12 protein-coding genes are annotated in these 14,953 nt (G+C 69.5%); 6 read left to right on the top strand and 6 right to left on the bottom strand.

What is annotated here, in order from left to right; genetic code table 11:
• The first annotated feature begins 6 nt into the window (after positions 1-6).
• Positions 7-3,669 (top strand): TonB-dependent receptor, encoded by a 3,663-nt coding sequence (locus MD221_RS07065; RefSeq protein WP_242108942.1) that lies wholly within the window; start codon positions 7-9, stop codon positions 3,667-3,669.
• A 7-nt stretch (positions 3,670-3,676) separates the two neighbouring features.
• Positions 3,677-4,702, top strand: a complete 1,026-nt coding sequence (locus MD221_RS07070) for a LysR family transcriptional regulator (RefSeq protein WP_242108945.1) — start codon at positions 3,677-3,679, stop codon at positions 4,700-4,702.
• A gap of 87 nt (positions 4,703-4,789) precedes the next feature.
• Here the strand turns inward: MD221_RS07070 and MD221_RS07075 are convergent, their stop codons facing one another.
• Positions 4,790-7,120, bottom strand: a complete 2,331-nt coding sequence (locus MD221_RS07075) for an FdhF/YdeP family oxidoreductase (protein ID WP_242108948.1) — start codon at positions 7,118-7,120, stop codon at positions 4,790-4,792.
• A gap of 168 nt (positions 7,121-7,288) precedes the next feature.
• Here MD221_RS07075 and MD221_RS07080 point away from each other — a divergent pair, with 168 nt between their 5' ends.
• Both MD221_RS07080 and MD221_RS07085 read left to right on the top strand, forming a co-directional pair.
• Positions 7,289-8,542, top strand: coding sequence for an MFS transporter (locus tag MD221_RS07080; RefSeq protein ID WP_242108950.1), 1,254 nt, complete (start codon positions 7,289-7,291; stop codon positions 8,540-8,542).
• Positions 8,543-8,696: 154 nt separating this feature from the next.
• On the top strand, positions 8,697-10,013 hold the full coding sequence (locus tag MD221_RS07085) for a pyridoxal phosphate-dependent decarboxylase family protein (RefSeq protein WP_242108952.1): 1,317 nt from the start codon (positions 8,697-8,699) through the stop codon (positions 10,011-10,013).
• A gap of 29 nt (positions 10,014-10,042) precedes the next feature.
• Here the strand turns inward: MD221_RS07085 and MD221_RS07090 are convergent, their stop codons facing one another.
• Positions 10,043-10,546 carry an MgtC/SapB family protein gene (locus tag MD221_RS07090; RefSeq protein WP_242108954.1) on the bottom strand — a complete coding sequence of 168 codons (504 nt, stop codon included), beginning with the start codon at positions 10,544-10,546 and terminating at the stop codon, positions 10,043-10,045.
• 16 nt (positions 10,547-10,562) lie between these two features.
• On the bottom strand, positions 10,563-11,066 hold the full coding sequence (locus MD221_RS07095; protein ID WP_242108956.1) for a hypothetical protein: 504 nt from the start codon (positions 11,064-11,066) through the stop codon (positions 10,563-10,565).
• Positions 11,067-11,311: 245 nt separating this feature from the next.
• Between MD221_RS07095 and MD221_RS07100 the strand changes: the two genes are divergently transcribed.
• Both MD221_RS07100 and MD221_RS07105 read left to right on the top strand, forming a co-directional pair.
• A complete protein-coding gene (locus tag MD221_RS07100; RefSeq protein WP_242108957.1) occupies positions 11,312-11,935 on the top strand; it encodes a hypothetical protein in 624 nt (207 codons plus the stop codon).
• A 229-nt stretch (positions 11,936-12,164) separates the two neighbouring features.
• Positions 12,165-12,392: a hypothetical protein gene (locus MD221_RS07105; protein ID WP_242108958.1), complete on the top strand. Its 228-nt coding sequence runs from the start codon at positions 12,165-12,167 to the stop codon at positions 12,390-12,392.
• A gap of 72 nt (positions 12,393-12,464) precedes the next feature.
• On the opposite strand, the gene MD221_RS07110 is transcribed toward MD221_RS07105, so the two are convergent.
• From MD221_RS07110 to MD221_RS07120, 3 genes are all read right to left on the bottom strand, one after another.
• Entirely contained in the window at positions 12,465-12,866 is a 402-nt protein-coding gene (locus tag MD221_RS07110; RefSeq protein ID WP_242108959.1) for a hypothetical protein, read from the bottom strand.
• Positions 12,867-12,937: 71 nt separating this feature from the next.
• Complete coding sequence (locus MD221_RS07115; RefSeq protein ID WP_242108960.1) at positions 12,938-13,705, bottom strand: LytR/AlgR family response regulator transcription factor; 768 nt, start codon at positions 13,703-13,705, stop codon at positions 12,938-12,940.
• On the bottom strand, positions 13,698-14,951 hold the full coding sequence (locus tag MD221_RS07120) for a histidine kinase (protein WP_242108961.1): 1,254 nt from the start codon (positions 14,949-14,951) through the stop codon (positions 13,698-13,700). The genes MD221_RS07115 and MD221_RS07120 overlap by 8 nt, the downstream gene beginning before the upstream one ends.
• Positions 14,952-14,953 lie beyond the last annotated feature (2 nt).

A 14,953-nucleotide genomic window follows, 5' to 3' on the forward strand; every position in this document is an offset into this window, starting at 1 on the left:
AGCGCGATGAACAAGACGATGAACAAGACGATGCTGCATACCGCCCTCGCGGGCGCGATCTTCGGATGCGCTTCATTGGCCGCCGCCCAGGAGCCGTCCGCCACGCCGCCGAACGCGCCGCAAGCGCAAGCCGGCGACGGCGAGATCCTGATGCGGGTGCGGACGCGCGGCGAGCGCCAAGCGGTCGCCGGCAGCGGTGCCGCGTCGCAGGCGCTTCAGCCTGACCGGCGGGTCGACGTGCAGACCGAGCAGCCCGGCAAGGCGATCGCGATCGGCAAGTGGTCGGTGCAGCTGCCCAACGGCGGGGTGATCTGGGCGACCGAGGATCCCAACCTCGGCCTGCCTTCGTTCGACGTATCGGCGCCCTCGCTGGTGCCGTTCGACGGCACGCGGGTGACCAAGCCGGTGCGCTTCTACGCCTACAACAACTATGCGTCCTTCATCCAGAAGGCCGAGGTGCTGGTGTATCGCGCCAGCGACGTCGACCTGGTCGATCCGCTGGCCACGGTGCCGCTGCCGGTGGGGACGGTGAGCGATGTCGAGTGGGATGGCGCCCTGCCGGCGGGGCTCGAGGCCCGCCAGGGCGACGAGCTGACCTACATCGTTCGGGCATATGGCGCCGACGGCAGCTTCGACGAGACGTGGCCCAGACGCCTGCAGCTGGTCAAGCCCGAGGAAGCCGAGCGCGGCGCGCAGATGCTGCGCAACAGCGTCGAACGCCAGCACGGCCAGGCCTTCACCGCCGACCAGGCGCAGGCGCAGTCGCAGATCGACGGCGTGTTCGGCTCCAATGCGCTGCGGTTGCAGAACATCCCGATCTACGGGTCGCGGATCCGCATCCAGGGGCGCAACCTGCCCGAGAACGCCAGCATCCGCATCAACGGCAGGACCTTCCCGGTCGATCTGGAGCGCAAGCTCGTCGCCGAATACCTGGAGCCGGTCGGCCGGCACAAGTACGACATCGAGATCGGCGGGGAAGGCCAGCGCGAACCGCTGCGCCACGTCCTGGACGTCGACGTCAGCGGGCGCTACATGTTCGCGGTCGCGCTGGCCGATCTCACGGTGTCGGGCAACAGCGTTTCCGGATCGGTCGAGCCGCTGGGCCAGGACGCGGAGCGCTACGACGACAGCCTCATCGTCGACGGCCGCCTGGCCTTCTACCTGAAAGGCAAGATCAAGGGGAAGTACCTGGTCACCGCGCAGGCGGATACGCAGGAGCGCGAGGCCAGGGAATTGTTCAACGGATTCTGGGACGCCGATCCGCAGGACATCTTCCGCCGGCTGGACCCCGACGAATACTACCCGGTCTACGGCGACGACTCTTCCACCTATCGCGACGTCGACACGATGGGCCGGCTGTACGTGCGCGTGGATTGGGACAAGAGCCAGGCGCTGTGGGGCAATTACCAGACCGGAATCACCGGGACCGAATACGGCCAGTACGTGCGATCGCTCTACGGCGGCGCGTTGAACTGGCGCAGCCGCGCCAGCAACGCCTGGGGCGAGCCGAAGTCCGAGCTGCGCGCCTTCGGTTCCGAGGCGCAGTCCGCGCCGGGGCACAACGAATTCACGGGCATCGGCACCAGCGTGTTCTACCTGAAGAACACCGACATCCTGCCCGGATCGGAACAGGTCGCGATCGAGCTTCGCGACAACACCACCGGGCGCGTGGAGCAGCGGGTCGAGCTTCGGCCCGGCGCGGACTACGAAATCGACAATCTGCAGGGCCGCATCATCCTCAGCGAAGTGCTGCCGATCACGGTCGACAACGGCAGGCGGCTGACCCGGGATACGCCGCTGGACGGCCTCACGCCGGTGATGCTCGTGGATTACGAGTATGTGCCGACCGGCTTCAATGCCGACGAGGTGACCGCCGGCGTGCGCGGCAAGCACTGGTTCGGCGATCACGTCGGGGTCGGCCTGACCTACGTCGACGAGAATCGCGCGGGCGACGATTACACCATGACCGGCGCGGACCTCACGCTGCAGGCCGGCCGCGGCACCTACCTCAAGGTCGAGCACAGCAAGACCGAGGCGACCAGCGCGCCGGTGTTCTTCTCCAGCAACGGCGGCCTGAGCTTCACCCAGCTCAACGGGCTGGGCGGGCGCCGCGAGGGCGAAGCCAGCGCGGTCGAGGCGCGGGTCAACTTCAAGGAGCTCGGCTGGACCTCGCTGGATTGGTCCGCCGGCGCCTGGTGGCGGCGCGTGGACGCGGGCTACTCGATCGCGCGGTTCGACACCGGCCTGGGGATCGAGGAGGAGGGGGTCGAGGTGCTGGGGCAGTTCGCGCCGAATCTCAACGTGTACGGCCGCTTCAGCCGTGCCCAGAGCGGCGACCAGAGCCTGACCCAGGCGCAACTCACCGGCGAATGGCGGATCGACGACGCCAACACGCTGAGCGCCGAGGTGCGGCGGGTCGAGGAAGACCGCCGGCGCGGCGAAGGCGCGGGAACGCTCGGCGCCGTGCAGTACAAGCACCGCTTCGGCAGTACGCTGGATGTCTACGGCACGGCGCAGGTCACGCTCGACGACGACGGCGGCCGCTACGAGGACAACGACGCCTACATCGTCGGCGCGAAATACCTGTTCGGCACGCTTTCCAGCGTCGGCGCCGAGTATACGACCGGCGATCGCGGCGACGCGGCCGTGGTGAACGCCGAATACCGGCTCACGCCCGATCACACCTTCTACGGCAGCTACGCCTTCTCCACCACCGACGAGGACTTCGACCCGCTGTTCAACAACCGCGTGCAGGACGGCTGGACGCTCGGACAGCGCTGGCGCCTGAGCAACCAGGTCAACGTCTTCAACGAGAGCCAGTACCTCAAGGCGCCGCAGGAATCGGGACTGGCGCACACCTTCGGCATGGATTTCTATCCGGCCGTCGGCTGGAACGCCGGCTTCACCCTGCAGCAGGCAGACCTCGACACCGGGGCGGGCGGCGTCGACCGGCGCGCGATCAGCCTCAACGGCGGACGCACCTCCAATGCCACCCAGTGGCAGAGCAAGCTGGAGTGGCGGCGCGACAGCGGCGCCGAGCGCCGCGAGCAATGGGTCGCGACCAATCACCTGACCCACAAGGTGAGCGAAAGCTTCCGGATCGCGGCGCGCCTGAACTACTCGGATACCGACGACGAGATCGATCCGAGCGCCGGGGCGAGGTTCATCGAGGGCAACTTCGGCTTCGCCTGGCGCCCCTGGGACAGCACGCGCTGGGCGTTGCTCGGCCGCTACACCTACCTGTACGACGTCTCCACGCTTGCCCAGGACGAGAGCATCGCCTTCTACGACCAGCGCTCGCAGGTGCTGTCGCTGGAAGGCGTGTACCACCCGCTCCACGACTGGGAGTTCGCCCTCAAGGCGGCACGCCGCAAGGGCGAGGTGCGCATGGGCCGAATGACAGGGGAGTGGGCGGATGCCACGGCCACGTTCCTGGCCGGGCAGGTGCGCTACGGCATCACCACCGAGTGGAACGTGCTGGCCGAATATCGCTGGCTGGGCGTGGAGGACGGCGGCGATCGCGCCGGATTCCTGATGGGCCTGGATCGCGATATCGGGCGCAATTTCCGTATCGGCGTCGGCTACAACTTCACGGACTTCAGCGACGACCTCACCAATTTCGACTACGACCACCGGGGCTGGTTCCTCAATCTCGTCGGAAAATACTGAGGGCATCGTGGAATACGAAGCCGGCATGGGCGCATGCGACGAGCATTCGATGCGGACGGGCCGGGGCACGCTGATCGCCGCGTCGATGGTCGACGACATGACTCCTGGAGCCGGCAACCGCGACATGATCGACAGCCTTCCCAACCTCGTGACGTTCGACAGGATCGTCATGACCGGAAGCCTGTCGGCGGCGGCGCGTGAGCTGGGCCTGTCGCAAACCATGATCAGCAAGCGCCTGACGAAGCTGGAAGCCGGCCTCGGCGTCCGGCTGTTGCGGCGGACCACGCGGCGACAGGCCTTGACCGGGGAGGGGGTGCTGTTCCATGCGCAGGTGCAGCGCATCCTGGCCGAGGTGCATGCCGCCGAGGCGCTGATGTCCGATTGCCGCGGCAGCATGGGCGGATTGCTGAAGATGGCGGCCCCGGTCGATTTCGGCCGCCGCTGGCTGGCGCCCATCGCGGGCGAATTCCAGCGGCAGCATCCGCAGCTCAGGATCCAGCTGAACCTGGTCGAGTCCGTGGACGATTTCGCCGGCGGCGATCTGGACATGGCGGTACGTTTCGGCAATCTCGAAGACGCGTCGCTGATCTCGCAGTCGCTGGCGCCCGATTACCACGTGCTGTGCGCCTCGCCCGCCTACCTGTCCCGCCACGGCACGCCGCACCACCCGACGGCGCTGGCCGCGCACCGGTGCATCCTGATCGGTGCGCAGCCGCAAACCGAATGGCGGTTCCGGGGAGAGGAGAATGTCGCGGTGCGCGTCACGGGCGCCATGATCACCAACGACGGCACCGCCGCCGTGGCATGGGCGCTGGACGGCGCCGGAATCGTGCTGAAGTCGATCTGGGACGTGAGCGATGCCATCGACGACGGCCGCCTTCGCCGCGTCCTGCCCGCGTACTGGGCGGCCGCCGCGCCGTTGCGCGCGCTGTATCCGAGCAGTGGATCGGTGGCGCCCAAGATCCGGGCGTTCGTCGACCATCTGCATGAACGCTTGAATGCCGCATGGTCCTGGGGCTCCCATCCGGACTGATGCGGCCTGGGCGGGCGGCGGAGCGGTCCGCATGGCGCCGGGACCGTGTCGATGTGCGCTCGCCTGGCGCGCCGCCCAAGGCGCTTTTCAGGTGCCCGCGGCCCGCTCCACCGTTTGCGGTGCCGCGCGCTTCAACGCGACCGGGACGGACTTGAAGCTCGGCGTTCCCGACTCCCGGTCGTAGGCGTCCAGTCCGATCAGGCCGTTGCCTTCCGGGTAGTACATGGCGGCCGCGCCCCTGGCGATGGTGTAGCTCACCGCGGTGAAGCCGCGCACGGCGCGCACCTGGCCGTCGGGACCGATGGCGTCCGGCCCCACCACTTCGACATCGATGCGGTCGCCGTGCGCCAGGCCATACGCGGCGAGGTCCTCGGCGTTGAGGAAAACCACGTCGCGGCGGCCGGTGATGCCGCGGTAGCGGTCGTTGAGGCCGTAGATGGTGGTGTTGTACTGGTCGTGCGAGCGCACCGTGGCCAGCTTCAGGTGCGGCAGCGCCAGGTGCGGGTCTTCCTCCAGGCCGCGGGCGACCAGGAAGTGCGCCTTGCCGTCCGGCGTGGCCCACTTGCGTTCGGAGGCGGCGATGTAGAGGCGGAAGCCGCCCGGCTCGCGGATGCGCCGGTTGTAGCCGTCGAAGGCGGGGTAGACGAGTTCGATCTTGTCGCGGATGCGGTCGTAGTCGGCGACCAGATGGTCCCAGTCCACGCGCGTCTGCGGCAGCGCGGCCTTGGCCATCTTCGCCACGATCCAGGGTTCCGAGCGCAGGTGTTCCGACGCCGGCGGCAGCCCGCCCTGCGAGGCGTGCACCATCGACATCGAATCCTCCACCGTCACCGACTGCTGGACGCCGTCCTGCACGTCCAGCTCGGTGCGGCCCAGGCAGGGCAGGATCAGCGACTGCTTGCCGATCAGCAGGTGCGAACGGTTGAGCTTGGTGGCGATGTGCACCGCCAGGTCGAGCTTGCGCATCGCCTCGAAGGTGACGGACGGATCGGACATGGCCACGGCCAGGTTGCCGCCCAGGCAGATCAGCACCTTCGATTCGCCGTCGCGGATCGCCTGGATCGCGCGTACCGCGTCGTGGCCGTGGCGCTTGGGCGGGCGGAAGCCGAAGGCGCGGTCGATGCCGTCGATCAGCGCATCGTCGGGTTTCTCGGTGATGCCGACCGTGCGGTTGCCCTGCACGTTCGAGTGTCCGCGCAAGGGGCAGATGCCGGCGCCCTCGCGGCCGATGTTGCCGCGCAGGAGCAGCAGGTTGGCGATCTGCTGCACGTTCTCGGTGCCGTGGGCGTGCTGGGTGATGCCCATGCCGTAGCACACGATCACCCGCTTGGCCTCGGCGTAGACGCGCGCAAGGGTCTCGATCTGCTCGCGGTCGAGGCCGGACTGGGCCTCGATCTGCGTCCACGGCGTGTCCGCGACGTCGATGCGCAGCGCGTCCAGGCCCAGCGTGTGCTCCTCGACGAAGGCGCGGTCCAGCACGCCCGCCTCGCCGTCAGCGAGACGGCGCGCATCCTCCTCGAACAGCCATTTCATCATGCCCTTGAGCATGGCGAGATCGCCGCCGGAACGGATCAGGTAATAGGTGGAGGCGATCGGCGTGGACAGGTCGGCGGCCATCTCGACCGGGCTCTGCGGCGAGGTAAAGCGTTCCAGCCCGCGTTCGGGCAGCGGATTGATGGCGACGATGGGCACGCCGCGCTTGGACACCTCGCGCAGCGTGGCCAGCATCCGCGGATGGTTGGTGCCCGGGTTGTGGCCGATGCAGAACACTGCGTCGCAGTGGTCGAAGTCCTCCAGCGTCACCGTGCCCTTGCCCACGCCGATGGAGCGGGGCAGGCCGACGCTGGTGGCCTCATGGCACATGTTGGAGCAGTCCGGGAAGTTGTTGCTGCCGAACTCGCGCACGAAGATCTGGTACAGGAAAGCCGCCTCGTTGGAGGTCCGGCCCGAGGTGTAGAACTCGGCCATGTCGGCCTCGGGCAGCGCCCGCAACGCGGCGCCGATGCGCGCGAAGGCCTCTTCCCAGGCGATGGCGACGTAGGTGTCGGTGGCGGCGTCGTAGGCCAGCGGATGGGTGATCCGGCCCAGCCCCTCCAGGGCGTAGTCGCTGAGCTTCCACAGCGAGGTCACGGTGTTGGCGGCGAAGAACTCGGGCTTCACGCGCTTGGAGGTCGCTTCCCACGACACGGCCTTGGCGCCGTTCTCGCAGAACTCGAACGAGCTGGTGTGCTTGGGATCGGGCCAGGCGCAGCCCGGACAGTCGAAGCCGGCCGGCTGGTTGACGCGCCGCAGCGCGAGCATGTCGCGACCCACGGCCATCTGCCCGCTCAGCGCCTTGGCCACCGCGCGCAGCGCGCCCCAGCCGCCCGCGGCGCCGTCGTAAGGGGCAACGCCAGGGATCTTGGTGTCGTCGCTCATGAGGAGGGCAGCGGAAACGAAGGGGAAAACGAGTATAGACCCGGATCCGGCTGTGTCCGGCGGTGGGCGTTTTCCGCCGATGCCGTGGAAAAGCGCGCCGGGGACCGGCATGGTGTCGATTTGCATCCGTCCCGTTCGTCTAGGAGGAAACCCCCGGAGTCCGCCCAGATGAACGTTCCCGCCGCTTCTTCCCCTTCCCCGGCCCTGGACCGCAACTGGCCCCTGGTGGCCGCCGGCGCGCTGATGGGCTGCGTGGCCGTGGGCGTGGTGTTCTCGCTGGCGGTGCTGCTGCAGCCGATGAGCACGGCGACCGGGTGGTCGCGGGCCGGGCTGTCCAGCGCCATGACCCTGGCCTTCCTGAGCATGGGGGTGGCCGGGTTCGGCTGGGGCATGCTGAGCGACCGCTACGGGCCGCGCGTGGTGGTGATGGTCGGCGCGCTGCTGCTGGGCCTGGCCTGCGTGCTCGCCAGCCATGCGGGCAGCCTGCTGCAGTTCCAGCTCGCCTACGGCGTGCTGATGGGCGTGGCGGCGGCCAGTTTCTTCGCGCCGGTGATCGCCACCACCGTCGCCTCGTTCGAGCGGCGCCGCAGCCTGGCGGTGTCGCTGGTCTCGGCGGGCATGGGGTTGGCGCCGATGACGATGTCGCCCTTGGTGGCCTGGCTGCTGACCACGCACGACTGGCGCACGACACTGCAGATCGTCGGCGTGCTGGCCTGGGCGCTGACCCTGCCCGCGGTCTGGTTCGTGCGCGCCGCGCCGGGCACGGCGGCCGCGCCCGGCGGCGAGGGCGCAAGCGTCGCGACCGGCGGAATGAGCGCCGGGCGGGCGTTGCGCTCCAAGCCGTTCATCGTCCTGGCGCTGACCTACTTCGCCTGCTGCGCCGCGCATTCGGGGCCGATCTTCCACACGGTGAGCTATGCGGTCGGCTGCGGGCTGTCGGTGACGGCGGCGGTGACCATCTACAGCATGGAGGGCGCCGCGGGCCTCGGCGGCCGGCTGCTGTTCGGCGTGCTCGGCGACAGGTTCGGCGCCAAGCCGGTGCTGGTCGCCGGCCTGCTGGTGCAGGCGTTCGCGGCGGTGAGCTATCTGAGCGTGAGCCAGCTGGACGGGTTCTATGCCGTGGCGCTGGTGTTCGGCATGGCCTACGGCGGCACCATGCCGCTGTACGCCTCGCTGGCGCGCGATGCGTTCGAGCCGCGCATCCTCGGCACGGTGCTGGGCGGCGCCACCCTGTTCTCCAGCCTGGGCATGGCGCTCGGTCCGCTGGTCGGCGGCTGGCTGTTCGACCGCTACGGCAGCTATACCTGGCTGTACGTGGGCTCGCTGATGGTCGGCCTGGGCGCGGCGGCGATCGCGCTGCTGTTTCCCTCGGCCCGCCGTCCCGGGGGCGAGAGCGGATTCGGGCCGGCGCTGCAGCATTGAGCGTGCGGCCGCCGTCGCGCCGCGGCCGTGTTCCCGGGCGGGTGCGCATGCGCTAATGTCCCGAGCGTTCGCGCGTGGGAGGGTCGATGGCCTCGCCTGGGCGCGATCGCTTCACGTCGCCGCCTTGAACGCAGCCCCGGCCCCTGGAGACAGCATGGCTTCGCCCCACGACTACGGCGCCGCGCTCGACGGCGCGCGGCGCCTGGCCGACGATTTCCTCGCCGGCCTGCGCGAGCGCGCCGTGATCCCGCGCGCCACGCCGGCGCCGCCCGGGCTTCCCGAGGGTGTCGGTCTGGAAGCGGCGTTCGCGTATCTGGCCGAGCATGTGGCGCCGTATCTGTCCGCCTCACCGGGTCCGCGCTATCTCGGCTTCGTCACCGGCGGCGCCACGCCGGAAGCGCTCGCCGCCGACTGGCTGACCAGCGCCTGGGACCAGAACGTCTCCAATCGCGTGGGTTCGATCGCCGCCGACCTGGAAGCGGCGACGCTGGCCGCGTACGCCGCGCAGTTCGGCCTCGCGCCGTCGCTGCAGGGGCGCATGGTCAGCGGCGCCACCGCCGCCAATCTGGTGTCGATGGCCACGGCGCGGCAGTGGGCCGCGCGCACGCAGGGCGCGTTGCCGACGGTGTTCGCCGGCTCGGCGCATTCGAGCATCCTCAAGGCGATGGCGATCACCGGCATCGGACGCGAACGGCTGGTCCCGGTCGCCACCTTGCCCGGGCGCACGGCGGTGGACGCGCGCGCCTTGCGCGAGGCGCTGGCCGCGCATGCCGGCCCCGCGGTGGTGGTCGCCAGCGCCGGCGAGGTCAATACCGGCGACTTCGACGATCTGCAGGCGATGGCCCCGATCTGCCGCGAAGCCGGCGCCTGGCTGCACGTCGACGGCGCCTTCGGCCTGTTCGCCGCCTTCGACGACGCGCTCCGGCCGCGCCTGGCCGGCATCGACGGCGCCGACTCGGTGACGGTCGATTTCCACAAGTGGCTCAACGTGCCCTACGACAGCGCCGCGGTCTACGTCTCGCGGCCCGAGCTGCAGCGCGAGGTGTTCGCCGCGTCGTCGGCGTACCTGGGCGACGATCCCGATCCGCTGCACTACACGCCGGAGAATTCGCGCCGCCTGCGCGCGCTGGCCGCGTGGATGGTACTGGCCGTGCGCGGCCGCGAGGGCATCGGGCGCTGGGTCGGGGACAACTGCCGGCAGGCGAGGACGCTCGCGCGCGGCCTGGAGGCGCTGGGCATGGAGGTGCTCAACGAAATCCACCTCAATATCGTGGCCTTTGCGCTGCCCGCTTCCGACGCCGCGGCGCGCGATGCGTTCCTGTCGCGGCTGCACGGTACGGGCGAGGCGTTCATGACGCCCACGATGCTCTGGGGGCGCCCGGCGATCCGCGCCGCGTTTTCCAACTGGTCGACCACCGACGCCGATGTCGAGCGCATCGTCTCGGCGGTCGGACGCGCGCTCCCCGCCTGAAAGCGGCGCGCGCAGGAGGGCGCCGCGCGCTACCCGCCGTCCGGGGAAGGCGGGCCGCCATCGGAGCCGCGCAGCCCCTTGCCGGTGCCGGCGCGGCGTTCGAAGGCCTTGAGCACCGTCAGCACCAGCAGCGTCAGCAGCGTCGAGGCGAAGGCGAGCATGTGATAGCGCAAGCCGGTGCTCGCGCCGATCACCGCGACCATCAGCAGCGAGGCCGCGGTGGTGATGCCGGCGATGGCTTGGCCGCTGCGGCGGGCGAAGATCGTGCCGGCGCCGATGAACGAGACGCCGGCCACCACCGCCTCCACCAGGCGCAACGGATCGATGTTGACCAGGAACGGCAGCCGGAAGCGCGGATCGTGGATCGTCAGCTGCCCCATGCCGATCAGCAGCGAAGAGGCGCCCGCGACCAGCATGTGCGTGCGGAAGCCCGCCGGCCGGTTCTTCAGTTCGCGCTCCAGCCCGATCGCGCCGCCGAGCAGCATGGCGTAGGCGGCGCCGCCGACGACCCACAGTTGCGGCAGCAGTTCCATTGTCCCGAATGCGCGCTCAGGCGATCGCGGACGGCGCGTCGTAGTTCAGGCGCACCGCGCCCGCGCGTTCGAGCTGCGGATCCAGGCGCTCGTGCAGCGCATCGTCGCAGTCGACCACCACCAGGACGCGGCCGGCGGCGATCTCGTCCTCGAACTTGCGCCGCACCGGGTCGGGAATGGCCGACCCCATCAGCGCGGAAGCCCAGGCGCCGACCAGCGCGCCGGCGGCAAGGCCGATGAGCATGGTGCCCACCAGCGCCAGGTCCAGCGGCGCGAGCACCAGCGCCGCCGTGCCGGCCGCGAGCATGCCGGCCAGGCCGCCATAGCCGGCGCCGCGGATCGCCGCGGGAACGAAATCGGTGTCGGCCTGCTTGCGCCGGTCCGGGATCTGCCGCGACTCGATGTCCGGGCGTGCGACGAGAAAAATGCCGGTATCGGGCCGGCCGATGCGGCGGGCGAGCGCCAGGACGTGCCGCGCCTGCCCGATGTCGGACGTGGAAAAGACGTGGCGTCGTTTCATGGCCACCTCCCGTGATCGTGACGATTCGACCTTGCGCGCCCGCGCATTCGCGATCCGTGAACCCCTCGTGCAATGGCCGTGATGCGGACCAACCGCATGTAAACGATGCCATGCGCCGGCCGGCCCGCGAAACGTTCACGCGGCCGTTAGCCGGGGCCGGTTTCTTATGCGGGCATTCATCGGCGATGCCGACACTAAGGCTTTCCTAACGCGGGGGTTACGCAATGATCAGGATTCGTGGCGGAATGCTTGCGCTGGTCTTGGGGCTGGGCCTGGCGGGCGCGGCGCAGGCGCAGACCGTCGGCTACAACTTGCGCACCGGCGATGTCTGGGTCGACAACCGCCTGGGCGAGATCAACGACTACGGCACGCGCTATCGCGGCCCGTTCGTCGACGAGGTCAGCGGCCACTACGGCGCGCCGCGTTCGCTGGTGGAGGATCTGCTCGGCCGGCGCGGCTGGGCGCCGGGCGATGTGTACTACGCCTGCGCCATCGCGCGCGCGCTCGGCCTGCCGTGCCTGGACATCGTCAACGAGTACGAGCGCGATCCCGGCCAGGGCTGGGGCGCCATCGCCAAGCGGCACGGCATCAAGCCGGGTTCGTCGGCCTTCCACGCGTTGAAGAACGGCGCGGTGCGAACCTACGACCGTTGGGGCTATCCGATCGTCATTGACCGCCCGGTCCGCGTGGACTGGTCGCAGCACGGTCCGGGCAAGGCCAAGAAGGTGGCCGGCGCCCCGCGCGGCCACGGCAAGCCGGCCAGGACCTGGGACGACCAGGACAAGCCGCATGGCAACGGCAAGGGCAATGGCAACAAGGGCGGCAACGGCAAGGGCAACAACGGCAAGGGGCAGGGCAAGCAGAAGTAGCGTGCAGCCCTGCCATGGCGAGGGCATGGACGCCCTCGCGCGCGCTGCATGCGGCGGCGCATAGCCGCGTTGCCCGCATGATGTGTTAAGCAAGCGTTTGATGCGGTTTCGCGCGGTTGTTCGCGTTCATCTGGTGACGCGCATTCTTCGCAACTGCGGTGCAGGGGGTGTTGAACATGGGCGGGAATTCCGGATCGCCCATGCCATCTAGATGAGGAAACCACACTTCATGAACACCAGCATCCGCAACGCCGTCTTCGCTCTTGCCGCTTTCGGCGCCCTGTCCCTCACCGCCTGCCAGAGCACCGGCGAGTCGACCGAGTCCTCCACGCCGCCCCCGGCCGAACAGCCCGCCACCGATTCCACGACGCCGCCGGCCAGCAGCACGATGCCGACGGACACCACGACCACGCCGCCGGCCCAGGACGGCACCACGGCGCCGACGACCACGCCCTGAGCGAGCCTCGTCGAGCCCACGAAAAAGGCGGCCGCGGCCGCCTTTTTCGTGTCCGGACGCCGCGGCCGGCGATCAGCCGGTCGGTTGCAGGCAGTCCGGTGCGGTCGGCGCGGACTGGTGCCCGACGCATTGCTGCAGATCCTTGGGCAGGCGATCCAGGCGTTTGGAGGTGCCGGCCTTGAGGCTGAAGGCCTGCACGACGTGCGCGGTGCAGGCGCGATGATCGGGGCGGGCGGCGTCCGCGCCGGCGTTGCCGGCCCGGTCGCGGCATTGCTCGGTGAACAGCACGAAGTGGCATTGCCCGCTCACGCTTTGCACGCAGTCGAACACGCCGTTGCCGTCGAACACGCGGGAACGGGTCGAGTTCACGCCGACGCCGTCGATCGAATAGTGGGTGGTGGTGACCGCGCCGGCTTCGATCTTGCAGCCGGCGAGCAGCAGGACGGCCAGGGAGAGGAGCGTGGCGATACGCATGGAATCGGTTCCTTTCGCGTCGGATGCGTGGGTTCGGGAGCCCGCCTGCGCGGCGGGCCTGCCCGCGGGGATCACATGTTGCGGAACAGCGTCATGAAGGGCTGGCTCACGGTCAGCGTTTCCTCGCGGTGCTTCAGGCGCAGCGTGCCCTTGCCGCTGTCGTCGCGCACGATCGAGGCGATGGCCTTCAGGTTGACGATGGTGGCGCGGTGGATCTGCTTGAACACCGCCGGGTCGAGCGCGACCAGCAGTTCGCGGATCGGTTTGCGCAGCAGCGCCTCGCCTTCGGCCGTGACCACGGTGGTGTACTTGTTGTCGGCCTGGAAGTAGAGCACGTCGTCGACCATGATCAGCCGGGTCTCCTTGCCGGCGCTCGCGGTAAGCCAGGACAGCGCCGTCGCACTGTCGCGCCCGGGGAGCGCGTCCTGCAGGCGCCTGAGCAGGGCGGCGAGGGTGTCGGCGTCGGGATGGTGGCTGTCGCGGGCGCGCAATCGGCGCACGGTGGCCGCCAGCCGCTCGCGCGAGACCGGCTTGAGCAGGTAATCGATCGCGCCGCGGTCGAAGGCGTCGATGGCGTACTGGTCGTAGGCGGTGACGAACACCACCTGCGTGGGCAGCTCCGCGCGCGCGGCCGCGGCCGCCACTTCCAGTCCGGTGAGGCCGGGCATGCGGATGTCGAGGAAGGCGTACTGCGGGCGGTGTTCGGCGATCGCTTCCAGCGCGCTGCCGCCGTCCTCGCAGACCGCGACGATGCGCAGTTCCGGCCAGGCCTCGCCGAGCAGCGACACCAGGGCGTTGCGCAGCAGCTCCTCGTCCTCGGCGACGATGCAATCAGGCATGGGAGGCGCCCTCCGTCTTGGGCACGGCGATGGTGGCGGCCACGCCGGCCGGGAAGTTGTTGGCCAGGGTCAGCGCCGCGGACGGACCGTAGAGCAGGCGCAGGCGTTCGCGCACGTTCTTCAGGCCGATGCCGGTGCCGCTGCTTTCGGCATGCAGGCCGCGGCCGTCGTCGGCCACGGTCACCGACACGTCGCGGTCGCCGGCCTTGGCGATCACCCAGACGGTGCCGCCCTCGGGCTTGGGCTCCAGGCCGTGCTTGATCGCGTTCTCCACCAGCGTCTGCAGCATCATCGGCGGGAACGGCACGCCATGCAGCGCCGGCGCCACGTCGATGCGGGTGGTCAGGCGCGAGCCCATGCGGATCTTGAGGATTTCCAGGTAGGCATTGGCGCGCTCGAGTTCCTCGCCCAGGGTGGAGAAGTTCTGCTCGGCGCGCGGCAGCGAGTGGCGCAGGTAGGAGATCAGGTGGCCGAGCATCAGGTCGGCGCGCGCCGGATCGCTGCGCGTGAGCAGCTGCGCGCTGGCCAGGGTGTTGTAGAGGAAATGCGGTTCCACCTGCGCGTGCAGCAGGTTGAGCCTGGCGACGGTGAGTTCCTTCTCGGTGGCGGTCTGCTGCACGGCGGCCTGCTCGTTGCGGCGGTGTTCGTTGACGCGGCGGGTGACGGCGCGGACCAGAGCCTCGGCGGTTTCCAGGTTGCTGCCGTGGTCGACGGCGATCGCATCCATCCAGGCCGGGCTGTCCGGTTCGCACAGCAGCACGATGCTGCTGCTGGCGCCCGTGCCCGGCGTCACCGTGCCTGTCACCTGGTTGCGGCGGTTGCCGAACCAGGTGAGCAGACCGGAACGGTCGATGCGTTCGAGCAGGCCGTCGCCGTAAGGCTCAGGGCGACGCACCTTGGCGCGGATCAGCAGGCTGTCGCGCGTACTTTCGATGCCTTCGACACGAGGCTGTTCGCGCAGCACGGCATCGAGCAGGGCAAAGGCTTCATTGGCCTCGAACGGCACTTCGATCTGGCGCTGGTGGCGGTTGCCGAGCGTGGCGCGGTCGATGCGACCGGCGATCAGGCGCACGCGGCGCACATGCGAATAGGCACTGGGCAGGATCAGCACGGTGAAGCTGAGCAGGAGCAATCCGAACAGCCATCCGAAGTCGTGGTTGGAGAACAGGCTCAGGAACAGCACCAGCAGGATGCACAGCACCAGCCAGGCGAGGAACAGGCGGACGATGAGGAGGAGGGCGGTCATGC

This window comes from Luteimonas aquatica, from assembly GCF_022662575.1.
Lineage (GTDB): Bacteria > Pseudomonadota > Gammaproteobacteria > Xanthomonadales > Xanthomonadaceae > Luteimonas > Luteimonas aquatica.